Consider the following 20,929-nt stretch of genomic DNA (forward strand, 5'->3'; position numbering starts at 1 on the left):
CCGGTGCTTCCCTGCTGTAACGAACCAGGTCCGATCAGCAGATATACACCCGGGTGCGTGCCGTACCGGCAGATCGTCCCGGTCCTGTGCCGGGCTCGGTCGTGCAGTTGGGCACTCGGTGTCTGCTCGCGCGTCGCTTCGGCGGCGCCGGGGACGGGGGTGCGTGATGTTGGAAGAGAGGCTCTGGGTTTGAACTCGCTAGGCGTCGGTGGACTAGAGGGTGGCGGCTCGATCGGGAACGGCTCCGGCGGGGGGCCGTTTCCGCTGTCTCAGGCGCAGCTCGGCATGTGGTTCGCGCAACACGTCGATCCGTCCGTGCCCGCGAACATCGCCCAGTACGTCGAACTGCGCGGCAGCCTCGACATCGAACTTCTGCACCGTGCCACCGCGCGAGCGGCGGGGGAGACCGGGTCCGCCTACATCCGGATTCTCGAGATCGACGCGCAGCCGCATCAGGTGGTCGACCCGACGCTCGACGATTCCCCCGAGTACGTCGATCTGCGCGCGGAGGCGGACTCGCGGGCCGCGGCGCTCGAGTGGATGCGGTCGGACTACAGCGCGCCCGTCGATCTCCTCCGGGATCGGCTCGTCGTCGGGGCTCTCCTGCACGTCGAGGACGACGTCTATTTCTGGTACAACCGCGCCCACCATGTGGTCCTCGACGGGTTCGGGGCCACCACCTTCGTCAACCGGGTGGCCGAGCACTACACGGCGCTCGCCGAGAACTCCGAGCCGTCGGCGAACCTGTCGTCCCCGCTCGAGAAGGTGTACGACGCCGATCGCACCTACCGGGCGTCGACGCGTTTCACGTCGGACCGCGACTACTGGCTCGAACGGCTGGCGGGCGTCGAGGAGTCGACCAGCCTCGCCGGCCGCTCCGCACCGCCCGCCTCGCTGAGCCGGATCGACAGCACCGCGCTGTCGGACGACGCGGCGGCGCGCATGGAGGCGTTCCTGGGCCGGGAGGACACCACGATCGCGACGGTGGTGATCGCGGCCTTCGCGGCCTACCTCGCGCACATGACGGGCCGCGAGGACGTGGTCCTGAGTCTGCCGGTCACGGGGCGCACCAATGCGGTGCTCCGCCGCTCCGGTGGCATGACGTCCAACGTCGTCCCGCTGCGACTGTCGGTGTCCGCCGACACCACCGTCTCGGAACTGCTCACCCGCGTCGCCACCGAGGTGTCGGGGGCCCTGCGCCATCAGCGGTACCGCCACGAGGACATCCGACGCGACGTCACCGGCACGGCCGGGCAGGCGTCGTTCTTCGGCCCGTGGGTGAACATCATGATGTTCCACACGGAACTGCGGTTCGGTGACATTCTGGGTGAGCAGCACATCCTGTCGACGGGTCTCATCGAGGATCTCGGCGTCAACCTGTACCAGAGCGTGGCCGGAACCCGGACCCACGTGGACTTCGAATCCAATCCCAACCTGTACGGGGACGACGAGGCGCGGCGCAACCACGAGCGCTTCGTCGAGTTCCTCGACCGGTACGTGGCCGCCGGGTCCGATCAGCCGGTGTGGGGCATCCCGCTCGCTACCGAGCTCGAACGCCGGATCGTGTTGGGGGACTGGGTCGGAACCGCCCACAGCATCCGGCCGCGCAACCTCGCCGAGGCGTTCGACGAGCAGGCGGCGCGCACTCCGGACGCGACCGCGCTCGTGTACGAGGGCGAGACGCTCACGTACGCGGAGCTGGACGCGCGGGCCAACGCGCTCGCCCGCACCCTCATCGGGATTGGTGTCGGACCCGAATCGCTTGTGGGGCTGTCGATCCGACGCTCCCTCGACCTCATCGTCGGGCTGTACGCCATCGTGAAGTCCGGTGGCGCCTGGGTGCCCATCGACCCGGATCATCCGGCCGACCGGACGGCGTACATCCTCGAATCCGCCGACCCTGCCTGTGTTCTCACCACAGCACGTGACGCGGTGGACCTGCCGGACGGCACGGTGGCGATCGAGATCGACACCCTCGATCTCCCGGAACTAGACACCAGGCCGGTCACGGACGCCGATCGGCTCGCCCCGTTGCGGCCGGAGAACACCGCGTACGTGATCTACACGTCCGGTTCGACGGGCCGGCCCAAGGGTGTCGCGGTCGCGCACGCGGCGATCGACAACCAGCTCGAGTGGATGCTCCACGAGTACCCGATGCTCGGGTCGGACGTCTACCTGCAGAAGACTGCCACCACGTTCGACGTGTCGTTGTGGGGCTTCTTCATGCCGCTGCGGGTCGGTGCGTCGATGGTGGTCGCTACCCCGGACGGTCACCGGGATCCGGTGTACGTCGCGAACAAGATCGCCGAGCACGCCGTCACCGTCACCGACTTCGTGCCATCGATGCTCAGCGTGTTCGTTGCGAATGCCCCTGCCGGAACGTGTGATTCGCTGCGAGACGTGTTCGTGATCGGCGAGGCGTTGCCGCCGGAGACGGCTGCGGAGTTCCGTGCGCTGTGCGGTGCGGGGCTCCACAACCTGTACGGGCCCACCGAAGCTGCCGTGTCGGTCACCTACTACGAGTCCGGCCCGCAGGACGTGGTGAGCGTCCCGATCGGATTCGCCCAGTGGAACACCCGGGCCTACGTGCTCGACCACCTGCTGCGACCGGCGCCGATCGGACAGCCGGGAGAGCTCTACCTCGCCGGCGACCAGCTGGCCCGCGGCTACGTCGGCCGCCCCGACATCACGTCGGATCGTTTCGTCGCCAACCCGTTCGGCGGTGTGGACGGCATTGGGTCGGCCGGCGAGCGCATGTACCGCACCGGCGACCTGGTGCGCTGGCGCGCCGACGGCACACTCGACTACATCGGCCGCACCGACTTCCAGGTGAAGTTCCGTGGCCAGCGCATCGAACTGGGCGAGATCGAGACGGTCCTGCTGGCGCACGAGGACGTGTCCCAGACTGTCGTGCTCGTGGTGCCGACCGCGACCGGCGACCAGTTGGTGGCGTACGTCGTCCCGGCGCCCGGACGTTCCCTCGTCCCGGCCGAGCTCGCCGAGTTCGCGGGACGCTCGCTGCCCGCCTACATGGTGCCCGCGTCCGTCACGATCCTCGACGGCTTCCCGCTCAACACGAGCGGCAAGCTCGACCGCAAGGCCCTGCCCGAGCCGTTGTTCCTGAGCAACAAGGAATTCCGTGCGCCCCGCACCGAGGCGGAGAAGACCGTCGCCGCGGTGTACTCCGACGTGCTCGGGGTCGAGAAGGTGGGCATCGACGACGACTTCTTCGACCTCGGCGGCAACTCGCTCGTCGCGACGCAGGTCGTGACGCGTGTGGGCGCGGCGCTGGGTGTCCAGCTGGGTGTGCGGGAGCTTTTCGAGGCGTCCACCGTGGCCGCGCTCTCCGCCCGGGCCGCTGCGACCGTCGAACGTGGGCCGGGAACGCCGGTCCTGGGTGCGGTGGCCCGCCCGGAGCGTCTTCCGCTCTCGCTCGCGCAGCAGCGGATGTGGTTCCTCAACCGGTTCGACGCCACGACGGCGGTGTACAACCTGCCGTTCGCGGTCCGTCTGTCCGGTGCGGTCGACCCCGCGGCCTTCTCGGCCGCCTTCGCCGACGTGGTCGGGCGGCACGAGTCGTTGCGGACCGTGTACCCGGAGGTCGACGGCATTCCGCAGCAGGTGATTCTGGCCGCCGATGCCGTCGTGCAGGATCTGGTGCCCGTGTCCACCGCGCCGGACGAACTCGAGGCCGCACTGCGGCGGCTCGCGGCCCGCGGTTTCGACGTGACGACCGAGCCCCCGTTCCGGGTCGAACTGCTGAGGCTGTCCGACACCGAGTACGTGGTCGCGATGGTCCTGCACCACATCGCGGCGGACGGATCGTCGTTCGGTCCGCTCGCCCGTGACCTCATGATCGCGTACGCGGCGCGCGCCGAGGGATCGTCGCCGGCGTGGACGCCGCTGCCGGTGCAGTACGCCGACTACGCGGTGTGGCAGCACGAGACGCTGGGCTCCGAGGGCGACGCCGATTCCGTTGCCGGACAGCAGATCGCGTATTGGACGCGGACGCTGTCCGGGCTTCCGGACCAACTGGACCTGCCCGCGGACCGGCCCCGGCCCGCGGTCGCGTCGAACGCCGGCGCCAAGTTCCGTTTCGAGCTTCCGGCCGCCACCCACGCCCGTCTGCTGGAGGTGGCCCGCGAGCACGGCGCCACGCTGTTCATGGTGGTGCACGCGGCGTACGCGGTGCTGCTGTCGAGGCTGAGCGGAACCTCGGACATCGCGATCGGCACCCCGGTGGCGGGGCGCGGTGACGAGGCGCTCGACAACCTCATCGGCATGTTCGTCAACACTCTGGTGCTGCGGACCCGGATCGATCCGTCGGCGTCGTTCGCCGACCTCCTGGCCGACGTCAAGGACAGCGACCTCGAGGCGTACGGGCACGCCGACGTACCGTTCGAATGGTTGGTCGAGGCACTCGACCCGGTGCGGTCGTCGGCCCGTCACCCGCTGTTCCAGGCCATGCTGTCGGCCGAGGTCACGGGCGTACGCGACCTGAGTTTCGCCGGAGTGCGCGCCACGGCAGCCGAACTGGACGTGCCGATCGCGAAGTTCGATCTGCAACTGCAGATCTCGCAGGGCTTCGAGGAGTCGGGCGCTCCGTCCGCCGTCGCCGCGGTCTTCGAGTACGCGACCGATCTGTTCGACGAGGCGACGATCGCCACCTTCGCGGAGCGCTTCGTGCGCATCGTGGAGGCGATCGTCGGCGACACCACCGTCACCGTGGGAGACGTGTCTCTCCAGGGCGACGCGGAGCGTGCGCTCGTCGTCGAGGGCTGGAACCGGACCGCCCGCGACGTGCCGGCCGCGACGCTGCCCGAACTGTTCGATCGCCAGGCGGGCCGGACGCCGGGCGCCCGCGCCGTGGTGTTCGCCGACGGAGAGTGGACGTACGGCGACTTCGCCGGTCGGGTCAACCGTCTGGCCCGGTTCCTGGTGGCGCAGGGGGTGGGGCCGGAGACCGTCGTGGCCGTCGCGATGGAGCGCTCACCCGAACTGCTGACGGCGCTCCACGCGGTCCTGGCGGCGGGCGGCGCGTACGTGCCGGTCGACCCGCAGCAGCCCGCCGATCGCAACGCACACATCCTCGCGACGGCGCGGCCGGCGTGCGTGCTGACGTCGTCCCGGGACGACGTCGCGCTGCCCGCGGATCTCCCTCGGATCGAGGTCGATGCGCTCGAGTTGTCGGAGTACTCGGACGAGTCGCTCACCGACGCCGACCGGCTGCGGCCGCTCCGCACCGCCAACACCGCGTACGTCCTCTTCACATCGGGCTCGACGGGCCGCCCCAAGGGTGTCGCCGTCTCGCACCGCGCGGTCGTCAACCAGTTGCTGTCGATGCAGGACGAGTACGTGCTGGGCGGGGACGACTCGGTCCTGTTCAAGACCCCGATCACGTTCGACGCGTCGGTGTGGGAACTGTTCTGGCCGTTGGAGGCGGGTGCTCGCATTGTCGTCGCGTCGCCCGACGGGCATCGCGATCCCGCGTACCTCGCACGGGTGATCACCGAGCAGTCGATCACGGTGGTCCAGTTCGTCCCGACCGTGCTCGATGCTGTCGCCGACCACCTGCAGCCCGCGGGCTGCAGGTCGCTGTCGCAAGTGTTCTGCGGTGGCGAGGAACTCACGGCGGCGGTGGTCGCACGAGTGCGCCGCATCTGTGACGCCGCGATCCACAACCTGTACGGTCCCACCGAGACCGCCGTCCAGGTCACTCGCCGCACGGTCGACGAGGGCCGCCCGACGACGGTGCCGATCGGTGCCCCGGTGTGGAACACCCGTGCGCGCGTTCTCGATTCGCGCCTGAATCCGGTTCCGGTCGGTGTGGTGGGTGAGCTGTACGTCTCGGGCCACCAGTTGGCACGCGGATACCACGGCCGCCCCGACCTCACCGCCGACCGGTTCGTCGCCGATCCCTGGTCACCCGGGGAGCGGATGTACCGCACGGGCGACCTGGTGCGCTGGACCGCGACGGAGGCCGGCGCCGCGGGCGAGCCCGCCGGCGAACTCGAGTACGTCGGCCGCAGCGACTTCCAGGTGAAGCTGCGCGGTCTGCGCATCGAACTCGGCGAGGTCGAATCGGCCCTGCGCGAGTACCCGGCCGTCGGCCAGGCGATCGTCGTGCTCCACCACGACGCCCGCGCCGGCGACCAGCTCGTCGCGTACGTCGTGGCCGCGGCCGACGCCGCCACGCCGGACCCGACCGATCTGCGCGAGTACCTCGCACCGCGGCTCCCGTCGTACATGGTGCCGACCATGTTCCTCCCGCTCGCCTCGATCCCGCGGACCACGTCCGGCAAGATCGACCGGCGTGCGCTGCCGGCACCGGTGTTCGCGCTCAAGACCTTCCGCGCCCCGCGCACCCCCGTCGAGGAGATCGTGGCGGACGTCCTCACCGACGTCCTGGGAGTCGACACCGTCGGGCTCGACGACGAGTTCTTCGCGCTGGGTGGCAACTCGCTGATCGCGACGCAGGTGGTCGCACGGCTCGGTGCCGCACTCGACACCACGGTCCCCGTGCGTGTCCTGTTCGAGGCGTCCAGCGTCGAGCAGTTGGCCGTGCGGGTCGAACAGCACGCGGGCACCGGCGGTCGCGCGCCGCTCGTCGCGCGACCGCGTCCCGACCACGTCCCGCTGTCGCTGGCCCAGCAGCGGATGTGGTTCCTCAACCGTCTCGAACCCGAGTCCGCCACCTACAACCTGTCGTTCGGTCTTCGGCTCGTCGGTGACCTCGATGTCGTGGCGTTGCAGATCGCGCTCGTCGACATGCTCGACCGGCACGAATCGCTGCGGACGGTCTACCCGGATTCGCCCGAGGGCCCGCATCAGGTGGTCCTCGACGCGGTGCAGGTCGTTCCGAACCTCACACCGGTGGACGTCCCGGTGCTCGAACTGGATTCCGCGATGACCGATCTGGCCACGCGCGGGTTCGACGTCACGACGGACGCGCCCGTGCGGGCTCGACTGCTGCGGGTCGGCCCCTTCGAGCACGTCCTCGCGATGGTGGTGCACCACATCAGCGCGGACGGCTGGTCGATGGGTCCGCTGGCCCGCGACGTGATGGCGTCCTACGAGGCGCGGATCCGGTGGGGCCAGCCGGTCTGGGGAACGCTGCCGGTGCAGTACGCGGACTACGCGGTGTGGCAGCAGGAGATCCTCGGATCGGCGGAGGACACCGACTCGGTGGTCTCGAAGCAGTCGCGCTACTGGGCGGAGCACCTCGACGGCCTCCCTGATCAACTCGACCTTCCGACCGACCGCCCGCGGCCGGCCCGGCAGTCCTACCGCGGCGGCACCCTCGACTTCACGGTGCCCACCGACGTGCACCGTGCGCTGATCGGCGTGGCGCACGAGCACAATGCGTCGCTGTTCATGGTCGTGCACGCCGCGCTGTCGGTGTTGCTGTCGCGGTTGGCCGCAACCGACGACGTTGCGATCGGCACCCCGGTCGCGGGTCGAGGTGAGCAGGCGCTCGACGACCTCGTCGGCATGTTCGTCAACACGCTCGTGCTGCGGACCCGGATCGACGACGGCACGCGATTCACCGACCTGCTGGCGCACGCCCGCGACGTCGCACTCGGGGCGTTCGCGCACTCGGACATCCCGTTCGAGCAGTTGGTCGAGATCCTCAACCCGGCACGTTCGACGGCACGTCATCCGCTGTTCCAGACGATGCTCTCGTTCGAGAACATGGCGGTCACCAGGCTCGACCTCCCGGACCTGACGATCGACAAGGTCGACGTCGGCGCCGGTGTCGCCAAGTTCGATCTGCAGGTCGTGTGCACCGAGTCGATCGACGGCGGCGACCCGTCCGGCATGGGTGTCGAATTCACCTACGCAACAGATCTTTTCGATGAGGCAACCGTTCGTGCCTTCGGTGCGCGGTTCCTGCGGGTTCTCGAATCGATCGTCGCCGACCCCGATGTGGTGATCGGCGACATCGGTCTCCTCGATTCGTCGGAGCACCGCCTGCTCACCGCTCCGGCCGCCGCCGGCGCCCCGGTGCCGGTACTGCTGCCGGACCTGCTGGCCGCGGCCGCCGACGCCGACCCGGACGCCGTCGCGGTGGTCTCGGGCGAGTCCCGGATCAGCTATCGGGACCTCGACGAGCGGTCCTCGCGGTTGGCCCGACTGCTGGTGTCGCGGGGCGCCGGACCGGAGGACACCGTCGCGATCGCGCTGACGCGCTCGCTCGACTCGGTCGTCGCGGTCTGGGCGGTCGCCAAGACCGGTGCCGCGTTCGTCCCCGTCGATCCGAACTACCCGTCCGACCGGGTGGCGCACATGGTGTCGGATTCGGGTGCGGTCCTGGGCGTCACGCTGGCCGAGCACGCCGCGGCGCTGCCCGAGGGGCTGCCCTGGCTGGTTCTCGACGACGCCGCCGTCACGTCGGCGCTGCAGGCGCAGTCGTCGGTGCGACTGCGCGACGCGGATCGCACGAGCGCCCTCGTCCCGGCACATCCGGCGTACGTGATCTACACGTCCGGTTCGACGGGTGTGCCGAAGGGCGTGGTGGTCACGCACACCGGTCTGGCGGCGTTCGCGGCCGAGCAGGTGGAGCGGTACGGCGTCGAGTCCGGTTCTCGGACGCTGCATTTCGCGTCGCCGAGTTTCGATGCGTCGATCCTCGAACTGTTGATGGCGTTCGGTGCGGGCGCGACGATGGTGATCGCCCCGACGTCGATCTACGGTGGGCAGGAACTCACCGAACTGCTGGCCGCCGGACGGGTGACGCACGCGTTCGTGACCCCGGCCGCGCTCGCGTCGGTCGATCCCGCCGGGCTCGATGCCCTGCGCGTCGTCGTGGTCGGCGGCGAGGCCTGCTCGGACGACCTGGTGGAACGCTGGGTCACGCCCGGCCGGCGGATGTTCAACGCGTACGGGCCCACCGAGGCCACCGTCGCGTCCAACATCTCCGACGCCCTGGTTCCCGGCGAGCCCGTCACGATCGGGCGTGCGATCCGCGGAGCGAACGCGTACGTGCTCGATCGACGGCTGCGTCCGGTCCCGGTCGGTGTCGTGGGTGAGCTGTATCTCGAGGGCCCCGGGCTGGCCCGCGGCTATCACGAGCGGTCCGGTCTGACCGCCGATCGATTCGTCGCGAACCCGTTCGGGGAACCGGGGTCTCGCCTGTACCGCACGGGCGATGTGGTGCGCACCAGTGTCGATCGGGTGATCGAGTACGTCGGCCGCGCCGACGACCAGGTCAAGCTGCGTGGCTTCCGCATCGAACTCGGCGAGATCGAGGCAGCCCTGCTGAAGTCCGACTCGGTCGGGCAGGCGGTCGTACTCGTCAAGCACGACCAGCTGGTCGCGTATCTCGTTGCGGCACCGGGGGCCTCGATAGATTCCGTCGGCGTGAAGGAATCGGTCGGCCGCGTGCTGCCGTCGTACATGGTTCCGGCCGCGGTCGTGGTGCTCGCCGAACTGCCGATCAGCGGCAGCGGCAAGCTCGATCGCAAGGCGCTGCCGGAACCCGAGTTCGAGGTCCGTGAGTTCCGGGCGCCGCAGACACCCGTCGAGGAGATCGTCGCGGGTGTGTTCGCCGAACTGCTCGACGTCGCCCGGATCGGACGCGACGACGACTTCTTCGAACTGGGTGGCAATTCGCTCGTCGCGACGCGGGTCGTGGCGCGCATCGGGGAGAGCCTCGACACGCAGGTCCCGGTACGGGAGCTGTTCGAGGCGTCGACCGTGCAGGCGTTGGCCGCGAGGATCGAGCAGTCCGTCGGCGACGGTCGCCGCAAGCTGGTGGCGACGGTGCGCCCGGACCGGATTCCACTGTCGTACGCGCAGCAGCGCATGTGGTTCCTCAACCGCTTCGACGTCTCGTCGGCCGGAAACAACATTCCGGTCGCCGTGCGACTGTCCGGCCTGCTCGACCGTACCGCGCTGCGTGCCGCCGTCGGCGACGTGATCGTGCGCCACGAGTCCCTGCGCACCGTCTATCCGGAGATCGACGGCGTCGGCACCCAGGTGATCCGCCCCGCGTCGCAGGTCGAGATGAGCCTGGACCCGATCGCTGTCGGTGTCGACGGCCTCGCCTCCGCGCTGGGGGATCTCGCGCGCTCGACGTTCGACGTCACCCGCGAGGTGCCGCTGCGGGCGGCGCTGTACGAACTGTCACCGACCGAGCACGTGCTGGCGCTCGTGGTGCATCACATCGCGGCCGACGGCTTCTCGATGGGTCCGCTCACGCGCGACATCATGGTGGCCTACACGGCACGGTGCTCCGACAGCCGTCCGGCCTGGGAACCGCTGCCGGTGCAGTACGCCGACTACGCGTTGTGGCAGCGTGAGGTTCTCGGAGCGGAGGGCGACCCGGATTCGCCTCTGTCGCAGCAGATTGCGTACTGGGCCGAGCGTCTCGCCGGCGTGCCGGAACAGCTCGACCTGCCCGCCGATCGCACGCGTCCGGCCGTGGCCTCGGGTCGCGGTGCCACCCACCGGTTCGCGGTGGACGCATCGACGCACCGGGCGATCGTGGCACTCGCGCAGCGCACCAACACGACGCCGTTCATGGTCGTCCATGCCGGGCTGTCGGTGCTGCTGGCGCGCCTCGGCGGTACCTCCGACGTCGCGATCGGCACGCCGGTCGCGGGCCGTGGTGACGCCGCCATCGACGACGTCGTGGGCATGTTCGTCAACACGTTGGTGCTGCGGACCGCAGTGGACGGCGGAGAGTCGTTCGCCGATCTGCTCCGATCGGTGCGGGAGATCGACCTCGCGGCGTTCGCGCACTCGGACGTCCCGTTCGAGCGGTTGGTCGACGTCCTCTCGCCGACGCGGTCCCAGGCGCGCAACCCGTTGTTCCAGGTGATGCTCGCGTTCCAGAACCTCGGACGCACGAGCCTCGAACTGCCGGGCGTCACGGTCTCGGAGGTCGAGTTCGACGAGGTCTCCTCGAAGTTCGACATCCAGATCAGCGTCATGGAATCGATCGACGGTTCCGGTGCCGCCGGCGGGCTCACCGTCGAGTTGACCTATGCCACCGATCTGTTCGACGTCTCGTCGATGCGGGTGTTCGCCGAGCGTTTCGTGCACGTGCTCGCCTCGGTGACCGCGGACCCCTCCGTGGTCGTCGGCGACGTCGACGTGCTCGATGCCGCCGAGCGGTCGCTGGTCGTCGACACCTGGAACTCGACCGAGCACGTCGTCGAGGGTTCGACGCTGGTGGAGTTGTTCGAGGCGCAGGTCGCGCGGACGCCGGATGCGACGGCACTGGTGCTCGAGGGTGAGTCGCTGACCTACGCGGAGTTCGCGGTGCGCGTGCGCCGGACGGCGCGGTTCCTGATCGCGGAGGGTGTGGGTCCGGAGTCGCTGGTTGCGGTGGCGATGGGCCGTTCGGTGGAGCAGTTGGTCGCGGTGTACGCCGTGCTCGCTGCCGGTGGTGGGTACGTGCCGGTGGATCCGGATCAGCCCGCGGAGCGCAACGGCCACATCCTCGACACCGCGTCGCCCACCCTGGTGCTGTCCACGGTGCGGGACGGTTTCGAGACGTCGGGGGAGCGGTCCGTCGCGGTCGTCCATCTCGACACCGTCGACGTGTCCGTGTTCTCGGAGGCTCCGGTCGTCGACGCGGAGCGGGTGTCGCCGCTGCGTTCCGGCAGTGCGGCGTATGCGATCTTCACGTCGGGTTCGACGGGACGTCCGAAGGGCGTTGCCGTGTCGCACGGTTCGATCGTGAATCAGTTGCGGTGGATGCAGGGCGAGTACGGACTCGGCGGCTCGGATCGTGTGCTGGTCAAGACGGCGTTCACGTTCGACGCCTCGGTGTGGGAATTGTTCTGGCCGTTGCAGGTCGGTGCGACCGCCGTGGTGGCGACGCGGGAGGCGCATCGGGATCCGGCCGAGCTGGCCCGCGCGATCGCGGCGGAGTCCGTGTCGGTGGCGCAGTTCGTGCCGTCGGTGCTGGGCGCGATGGTCGATCACCTGGACCGCGCCGGCGCGGTGTCGCTGCGTCGGTTGTTCTGCGGTGGCGAGGCGTTGACGGGCGCACTCGTCGACCGGGTCCGCCGGGTCACCGATGCGTCGGTCCACAATCTCTACGGTCCGACCGAGGTGACGGTGCAGGCGACGCGGTCCACGGTCGCGCCCGGCGAATCGGCGTCCGGTGCGGTGCCGATCGGCGCCCCGGTGTGGAACACGCGTGCGCTGGTACTCGACGCTCGCCTGAATCCGCTCCCCGTGGGCGTGCCGGGCGAGCTGTACCTGGCGGGCGTCCAGGTGGCGCGGGGCTACGTCGGTCGGAGCGATCTGACGGCGGACCGTTTCGTGGCGAATCCGTTCTCCGCGAGCGGTGAGCGGATGTATCGCACGGGTGATCTCGTGAAGTGGAACGCGGCCGGCGAGCTGGAGTACCTGGGCCGCACGGACTTCCAGGTGAAACTGCGTGGTCTGCGGATCGAGCTGGGGGAGATCGAGACCGCGCTGTCCGCGCTCGCGTCGGTCGCGCAGGCCGTCGTCGTGGTGCACGACGAGAAGCTGGTCGCGTACGTGGTCGCGGGCGAGGTGTTCGACGTCGACGCGGCGAAGGCCGCGCTCGCCCGGGATCTGCCGTCGTACATGGTGCCGGCGGTGTTCGTGGTGCTCGATGCGTTCCCGCTGAACGCATCGGGCAAGGTGGATCGGAAGGCGTTGCCGGAGCCGGTGTTCGAGGCTGCGGTGTTCCGGGCTCCGACGACGCCGATCGAGGAGATCGTCGCGGGGGTGTTCGCCGACGTCCTGGACGTCGAGCGGGTGGGCCTGGACGACGACTTCTTCGCTCTGGGCGGCAATTCGCTGCTCGGCACGCAGGTCGTGTCCCGACTGGGTGCTGCACTCGACACGCAGGTGCCGGTGCGGGTGCTGTTCGAGGTGTCGACGGTGGAGGGCCTGGCGGCCCTCGTGGCCCGGCTGGCCGGTGCGGGTGCACGGGCGGCATTGACCGCGCGTCCGCGGCCGGATCGGGTGCCGTTGTCGCTGGCCCAGCAGCGGATGTGGTTCCTCAACCGCCTCGAGCCCGAGTCGGCGGTGAACAACATCCCGATGGCGATCCGGCTGTCCGGCGTCGTGGACGTCGAGGCGCTGCGGGGCGCGGTCCGCGATGTCGTCGCGCGGCACGAGTCGTTGCGGACGGTGTTCCCCGACGTCGACGGCGTCGGGACGCAGGCGATCCTGCCCGCCGATCGGGTGGTGTTCGATCTTGCACCCGACACGGTGACCGACACCGAGCTGGGCGGCCGGATCGGGGCACTGGCATCGGCCGGGTTCGACCTGACGACGGACGTCCCGGTCCGCGCCGCGTTGTTCCGGCTCACCGACGCCGAGCACGTCCTCGTGATCGTGGTGCACCACATCGCGTCGGACGGCTTCTCGATGGGACCGCTGACCCGCGACGTGATGCTCGCCTACGCTGCCCGCGCGACGGGGGACACCCCGTCGTGGGCGCCGCTGCCGGTGCAGTACGCGGACTACGCGCTGTGGCAGCGTGAGGTGCTGGGGTCGGAGGACGATCCGGAGTCGCCGATCGCCCGTCAGGTGGCGTACTGGACCGAGCATCTCGCCGATCTGCCGGCCCAACTGGATCTGCCCACGGACCGGCCTCGGCCCGTGGTGTCGTCGAATCACGGTGCGTCGTACACGTTCTCGATCGGTGCGGAGCGCAGCGCGGCCATCGAGTCGTTGGCCCGCACGCGGGGAGCCACCCCGTTCATGGTGGTGCACGCCGCGCTGTCGGCGTTGTTGTCCCGGCTCAGCGGCACCTCGGACATCGCGATCGGCACGCCGGTCGCGGGCCGCGGCGACGCCGCACTCGACGATCTGGTCGGCATGTTCGTGGGCACCCTGGTGCTGCGGACCGACGTGGACGGTGGCGGGTCGTTCGCCGACCTGCTCGCGCAGGTGCGGGCCACCGATCTGGCCGCGTTCGAGCACGCGGACCTGCCGTTCGAGCGGCTCGTCGAGATCCTCGACCCCGAGCGGTCGCAGGGCCGGCACCCACTGTTCCAGGTGATGCTGGCGTTCCAGAACCTCGAGCGCGGATCGCTCGAGCTTCCCGGACTGTCGGTCGCCGCGGTCGAGTTCGACGCCGCGATCGCGAAGTTCGACCTCCAGATGACCGTCGAACCGTCCCCGGACGGGTACTCGGTCGACCTCACCTATGCGACCGACCTCTTCGACGAGTCGTCGGTGTCGGCCCTCGCGCGACGCTTCGTGCGACTGCTCGACGCGGTCACCGCAGAACCCGAGGGGCCGGTCGGCGACATCGAGTTGCTGGACGCGCCCGAGCGGTCGCGGGTCCTCGGCGGTTGGAACGCCACCGAGCACGTCGTCGTGGGATCGACGTTGGTGGAGTTGTTCGAGGCGCAGGTGGCTCGGACGCCGGACGCGACCGCGCTGGTGTTCGAGGGCGAGTCGCTGACGTATGCCGAGTTCGCGGCGCGGGTGCGTCGCACGGCGCGGTTCCTGATCGCGGAGGGCGTGGGTCCGGAGACGTTCGTCGGCCTCGGTGTCCGCCGCTCGCTGGACATGCTGGTGGGCATGTACGCGATCCTGGTCGCCGGTGGCGGCTACGTACCGATCGACCCGGACCAGCCGGCGGAACGCAACGGCTACATTCTCGAGACGGCGGATCCGGTTCTGCTGCTGAGCACCTCGCGCGACAGCGCGGATCTGCCGGCCGGGAAGCGCATCGTGTCCCTCGACGATGTCGACCTGTCGAGCTACTCGGACGCCCCGATCGTCGACACCGAGCGGCGGGCGCCCCTGCGCCCCGACAACGCCGCCTACGTGATCTTCACGTCCGGCTCGACGGGCCGACCGAAGGGGGTGGCCGTCGGCCACGCCTCGATCGTCAACCAGATCGCCTGGTTGTGCGCCGAGTACGAGCTGTCGGCCGACGACGTGGTGCTGCAGAAGACGCCGTTCACGTTCGACGTGTCGCTGTGGGAACTGTTCGGCACGCTGGCGGTCGGTGGCCGCTTGGTGGTCGCCGCTGCCGACGGGCACCGGGATCCGGGCTACCTGAAGGCGGTGATCGAGGAGCAGTCGGTCACGGCGGCGTCGTTCGTGCCGTCGATGCTGACGGCGTTCACGGCCGAACTGGCTGCCGGGGACTGTGATTCGCTGCGGCTGGTGCAGGTCGCCGGTGAGGCGTTCCCGAACTCGGTCGCAGACCGGTTTACCGCGGTAAACAATGCCGAACTGCACAACCTGTACGGGCCGACGGAGTTCGCGGTGCACGCCACCGCCCGTCCGGTGGCGGGCGCCACGGAATCGAGCATTCCGATGGGCACGCCGGTGTGGAACAGCCGTGCGTACGTGCTCGACGCTCGCCTCCATCCGGTGGCGGCGGGCGTGGCGGGTGAGCTGTACCTCTCCGGAGTCCAGCTGGCGCGGGGCTACTTCGGTCGCACCGACCTGACGGCGGACCGGTTCGTCGCGAATCCGTTCTCGGGCAGCGGCGCACGGATGTACCGCACGGGAGACCTGGTGCGCTGGAACGCAGCGGGTGAGTTGGAGTACCTGGGCCGCACCGACTTCCAGGTGAAGCTGCGTGGTCTGCGCATCGAGCTCGGCGAGATCGAGACGGCGCTGCTGGCGCTGCCGGAGATCATGCAGTCGGTCGTGCTGGTCAAGAGCGATCAGCTGGTCGCCTACGTGGTGGCCGACGGGCCGCTCGACGTCGCTGTGATCAAGGCGGAGCTGTCACGGTCGCTGGCGTCGTACATGGTCCCGTCGACGTTCGTGCTCCTGGACGCGTTCCCGTTGAACGCGTCGGGCAAGCTCGATCGGAAGGCGCTGCCGGAGCCGGTGTTCGAGACCCGTGCATTCCGGGCCCCGACGACGCCGGTCGAGGAGATCGTCGCAGGCGTGTTCGCCGAGGTCCTCGACGTCGACCGGATCGGTCTGGGCGACGACTTCTTCGCACTCGGCGGCAACTCGCTCGTCGCGACGCAGGTGGTGTCCCGCCTCGGGGCCGCGCTCGACACGCGGGTTCCGGTGCGGGAGTTGTTCGAGGCATCGACGGTGGAGGCGCTGGCGGCACGGTTGACGGAGCATTCCGGTGCGGCCCGTCGGGCACTCGTGGCGCGGCCGCGGCCGGAGCGGATTCCGCTGTCGCTCGCGCAGCAGCGGATGTGGTTCCTCAACCGCTTCGACACCGAGTCGACCGCCTACAACATCCCCATGGCGCTGCGGCTGTCCGGGGACCTCGACGTGGTGGCACTCGAGCGGGCCGTCGCGGACGTCACGGTGCGGCACGAGTCGCTGCGCACGGTGTTCCCGTCCACGGACGAGGGCCCGCAGCAGGTGATCCTGCCGGCAGACCGCGCCGTGCCCGAGATGGCGCCGATCGACGTCGATCCGGCGGAGGTGGCCGATCGCCTGCGGGCGCTGGCCGGTACCCGCTTCGACGTCACGGCGGACGTCCCGATCCGGGTCGAGCTGTACCGCGTGGGCGCCGGCGAGTTCGTCCTCGGCATGGTGGTCCACCACATCAGTGCGGACGGGGTGTCCCTGGCGCCGTTGACCAGGGACATCATGGCGGCGTACTCGGCTCGCACCGACGGCCGGGCGCCCGGGTGGACGCCGCTGGCGGTGCAGTACGCGGACTACGCGCTGTGGCAGCGGGAGGTCCTCGGTCACGAGGACGATGCGGAATCGGTGTCCGCGCAGCAGCTCGCGTACTGGAGCGAGGCTCTCGCGGACCTGCCGGACCAGCTGAACCTGCCCACCGACCACCCGCGGCCGGCGGTCCAGACGTTCCGCGGCGGGCTGGTCGAGTTCGACATCGACGCCCAGACCCATCGGGGGCTGCGTGATCTCGCCCGCGAGCAGAACGCGACCCTGTTCATGGCGGTGCACTCCGCGTTCGCGGTGCTGTTGTCGCGGCTGTCCGGCAGCGACGACATCGCCGTGGGCACCCCGATCGCCGGCCGCGGCGACGCCGCACTCGACGACCTCGTCGGTATGTTCGTCAACACGCTGGTGTTCCGCACACAGGTCGACCGGGCCGGGTCCTTCACCGACACGCTCGGCCGCGTCCGGGAGACGGACCTGCAGGCGTTCGGACACGCGGACGTGCCGTTCGAGCGTCTGGTCGAGGTGCTCAACCCGACCCGGTCCACCGCGCGGCATCCGCTGTTCCAGGTGGGCTTCTCGTTCCAGAACCACGAGCGCGGCAGCTTCGAGCTGCCGGGGCTCGCGGCCGAGGTCGTCGAGGTGGAATCCGGTGTCGCGCAGTTCGATCTGCATCTGATCATCGAGGACCGGTACGACGACGACGGTGATCCGGTGGGGATGAAGGCATCGTTGACGTTCGCGTCGGACCTGTTCGACGAGCCGACCGTCCGCTCCTTCGCCGACCGGTTCGTCCGGTTGCTGACCGCCTTCGTCGTCAAGCCCACGATGCCGGTCGGCGACGTGGACCTGCTCGACGTGGACGAGCGGGCGTCCCTGCTGGACGGACGGAACGCCACCGCACACCGCACCGAGGCGGCCACGCTGGTCGACCTGTTCGACGCGCAGGTCGTCGCGACGCCCGACGCGATCGCGTTGGTGGCCGGCGACGAACGGATCACGTACGCCGAGTTCGACGCACGCGTGAACCGTCTCGCGCGACGCCTGATCGCCGACGGTGTCGGTCCGGAGTCCCACGTCGCACTGGCGATTCGACGGTCGGTCGACCTGCTGGTCGGCATGTACGCGGTCGCGAAGGCCGGTGGCGCCTACGTCCCGGTCGACCCCGACCAGCCCGCCGAGCGGACCGGCTACATTCTCGAGGCCGCCGCACCGGTGTGCGTGCTGACGACCGCGCGGGACGGCGTCGGCATCGCCGGGACGTGGCCGGTGCTCGAGGTCGACACGGTCGATCTCACCGCGTACTCGGCGGCGCCGGTCGCCGACGCCGACCGTCTGCGGCCGCTCGATCCCCGGAACACCGCGTACGTGATCTTCACGTCCGGTTCGACGGGCCGCCCCAAGGGTGTGGCGGTGGCGCACGCCGCGATCGTCAACCAGTTGCTGTGGATGCGTGCCGAATACGCGCTCGACGGTACCGACGCCGCGCTGCTGAAGACGGCCGCGACGTTCGACCTGTCGGTGTGGGAGTTCTGGTCGATGGCGACGTGCGGTGGCCGCCTGGTGATCGCGGCGCCGGACGGGCACCGGGATCCCGGCTATCTGCTGGACGTGCTGCGCGACGAGCGGGTCACCACCCTGCACGTCGTTCCGTCGATGCTGTCGATGCTCATGACGACCGCCGACGGCGGGCTGCCGGATTCGCTGCGCCGCATCTTCGCGATCGGCGAGGCGCTGCCGGCGGCCACCGCACAGACGTTCCGCGCGCACAACACCGCGGCCCTGCACAACCTGTACGGGCCGACCGAGGCCGCGGTGTCGGTGACGCACCACGAGGTGACCGACGCGGACACCGTCGTCGTCCCGATCGGTGTGCCGGAGTGGAACACTCGCGTGTACGTCCTCGATGCACGCCTGAACCCGGTGCCCGCCGGGGTGACGGGCGAGCTGTACCTCGCGGGTGCGCAACTGGCGCGCGGCTACCACGGTCGGGCGGACCTCACGGCCGACCGGTTCGTCGCGGACCCGTGGGCTGGTGGTGAGCGGATGTACCGCACCGGTGACGTGGTGCGGTGGAATGCCTCCGGTGAACTCGAGTACGTCGAGCGCGCCGACTTCCAGGTGAAGGTCCGCGGCTTCCGCATCGAACTCGGCGAGATCGAGGCGGCGCTGCGGGAACTGCCGACGGTGCGCGGGGCCGCGGTCACCGCACACGCGGACAGCCACACGGGCACCCGCCTGGTGGCGTACCTCGTCGCCGACAGCGACACCGACACGTCTGCGGTGCAGGACGCTCTCTCGCGGACACTGCCGTCGTACATGGTGCCGTCGGCGTTCGTGGTGCTCGAAGCCCTGCCGCTCAACACGAACGGCAAGCTCGACCGCCAGGCGCTGCCGGCGCCGGTGTTCGAGACTCGCGACTTCCGGGCTGCGACGACACCGCTCGAGGAGATCGTGGCCGGCGTCTTCGCGGACGTGCTCGGCGTGCCACGGGCCGGGCTGGACGACGACTTCTTCGAACTGGGCGGCAACTCGCTGGTCGCGACGCAGTTGGTGGCGCGACTCGGCGCCGCGCTCGACACCCAGGTGCCGGTGCGCCTGGTGTTCGAGGACTCCACCGTCGCCGGCGTGGTGGCCGGGGTGACGCCGCTCGTGGGTCGCGGTGCTCGCGCCGCGCTCACGGCCGGGCCACGCCCGGAGCGGATTCCGTTGTCGCTCGCGCAGCAGCGGATGTGGACCCTGAACCAGGTCGATCCGGGTTCGTCCGCGTACAACATCCCGGTCGCGGTGCGACTGTCCGGTGCGCTGGACACCGCGATCCTGCGGGCCGCGGTGGCCGATGTCATCGCGCGGCACGAGGTGCTGCGCACGATGTATCCGGACACGGCCGACGGTCCGGCGCAGGTGCTGGTACCGGTCTCCGACGTGGCACCGGACCTCGCGCCGGCGACGGTGACCGAGGCCGAGATCGTCGACCGCCTCGTCGAATTCGTCGGACGCGGATTCGACGTCACCACCGAGGTGCCCGTCCGTGCGGCGCTGTTCGCGGTGGCCGAGACCGAGCACGTGCTCGCGTTCGTCGCCCACCACATCAGCGCCGACGGCTTCTCGATGGGGCCGCTCGTCCGGGACGTCATGCTCGCGTACATCGCGCGGGTGGACGGTGGTGTGCCGCAGTGGCAGCCGCTGGACGTGCAGTACGCGGACTTCAGTCTGTGGCAGCGCGCGGTGCTCGGCGCCGAGTCCGACCCGGACAGCCCGGTGTCGCGTCAGGTCGCGTACTGGGCGGACGAGTTGCGGGGCGCTCCGGAGCTGTCGGCGCTGCCGACGGACCGTCCGCGTCCGGCCCGGCCGTCGATGGCCGGCGCCACCGTCGACGTCGACATCGACGCGGATCTTGCGGCGCGCGTGGAGAACACGGCCCGCGAGCAGGGCGCGACGACGTTCATGGTGTTCCATGCGGCGCTGGCGGTGTTGCTGTCGCGGCTCGGGGGCTCCGACGACGTCACGGTCGGCACCCCGGTCGCCGGTCGCGGTGAGGCCGCGCTCGACGATCTGATCGGCATGTTCGTCAACACCCTCGCCCTCCGCACACGGGTCGAGCCGGGCGCGCCGTTCACGGACCTGCTGGCCCAGGCCCGGGAGAAGGACCTCGCCGCATTCGGCAACGCCGACGTCCCGTTCGAGCAGGTGGTGGACGCCGCCGGTGCGCGCCGCTCGGGCGCGTACACGCCGCTGTTCCAGGTGATGCTCACGTTCCAGAACATCGACACGGGCACCTTCGCGTTGCCGGGCCTCGAGGTGTCGGCACTGGATCTCGGCGGTGATCAGGCCAAGTTCGACCTGCAGCTCACCGCGGTCGAGCAGTACGACGCCGACGGCGGGCTCACCGGTATCCGGGCGATGTTCACGTACGCCACGGACCTGTTCGACCCCGACACCGTCGCGGTCTTCGCCGATCGGTTCGTGCGGATCCTCGACGCGGTCACCGAGAATCCGTCGATCGTCCTGCGGGCGATCGACGTGACGACCGATGCCGAGCGGGAGGCGCTCGAACCGAAGAAGCAGCTCACGGTCGACGACCTCCCCGAACTGGTCGCGGGCGCCGCGCAGGTCGCGCCGGACACGGTGGCGATCGCGCACGCCGGCACCGACGTCACGTTCGGCCAGTTGCACGCCAAACTGGCGGCGACGGCCACCGCGATGGGCGGGGCGTTGAAGCCCGAGGCCCTGACGACCGTCGCGTTGTCGGGTCTGCTGCCGGGCATCCTCCCGGCGCTGGGTGCCGACGGGTACCAGGCGGCTGTCGCGGGCATGATCGCCGAGGCGTCGGCGATCATCGAGGGCGGACACGAGTGATCGCAGT

At 70.1% G+C, this 20,929-nt stretch carries 1 protein-coding gene; it reads left to right on the forward strand.

Annotated elements, in window-relative coordinates; all coding sequences use genetic code 11:
* Positions 1-159 precede the first annotated feature (159 nt).
* Complete coding sequence (locus IJ15_RS0107645; protein ID WP_081880631.1) at positions 160-20,922, forward strand: non-ribosomal peptide synthetase; 20,763 nt, start codon at positions 160-162, stop codon at positions 20,920-20,922.
* Positions 20,923-20,929 lie beyond the last annotated feature (7 nt).

The organism is Prescottella defluvii (assembly GCF_000738775.1).
GTDB lineage: Bacteria > Actinomycetota > Actinomycetes > Mycobacteriales > Mycobacteriaceae > Prescottella > Prescottella defluvii.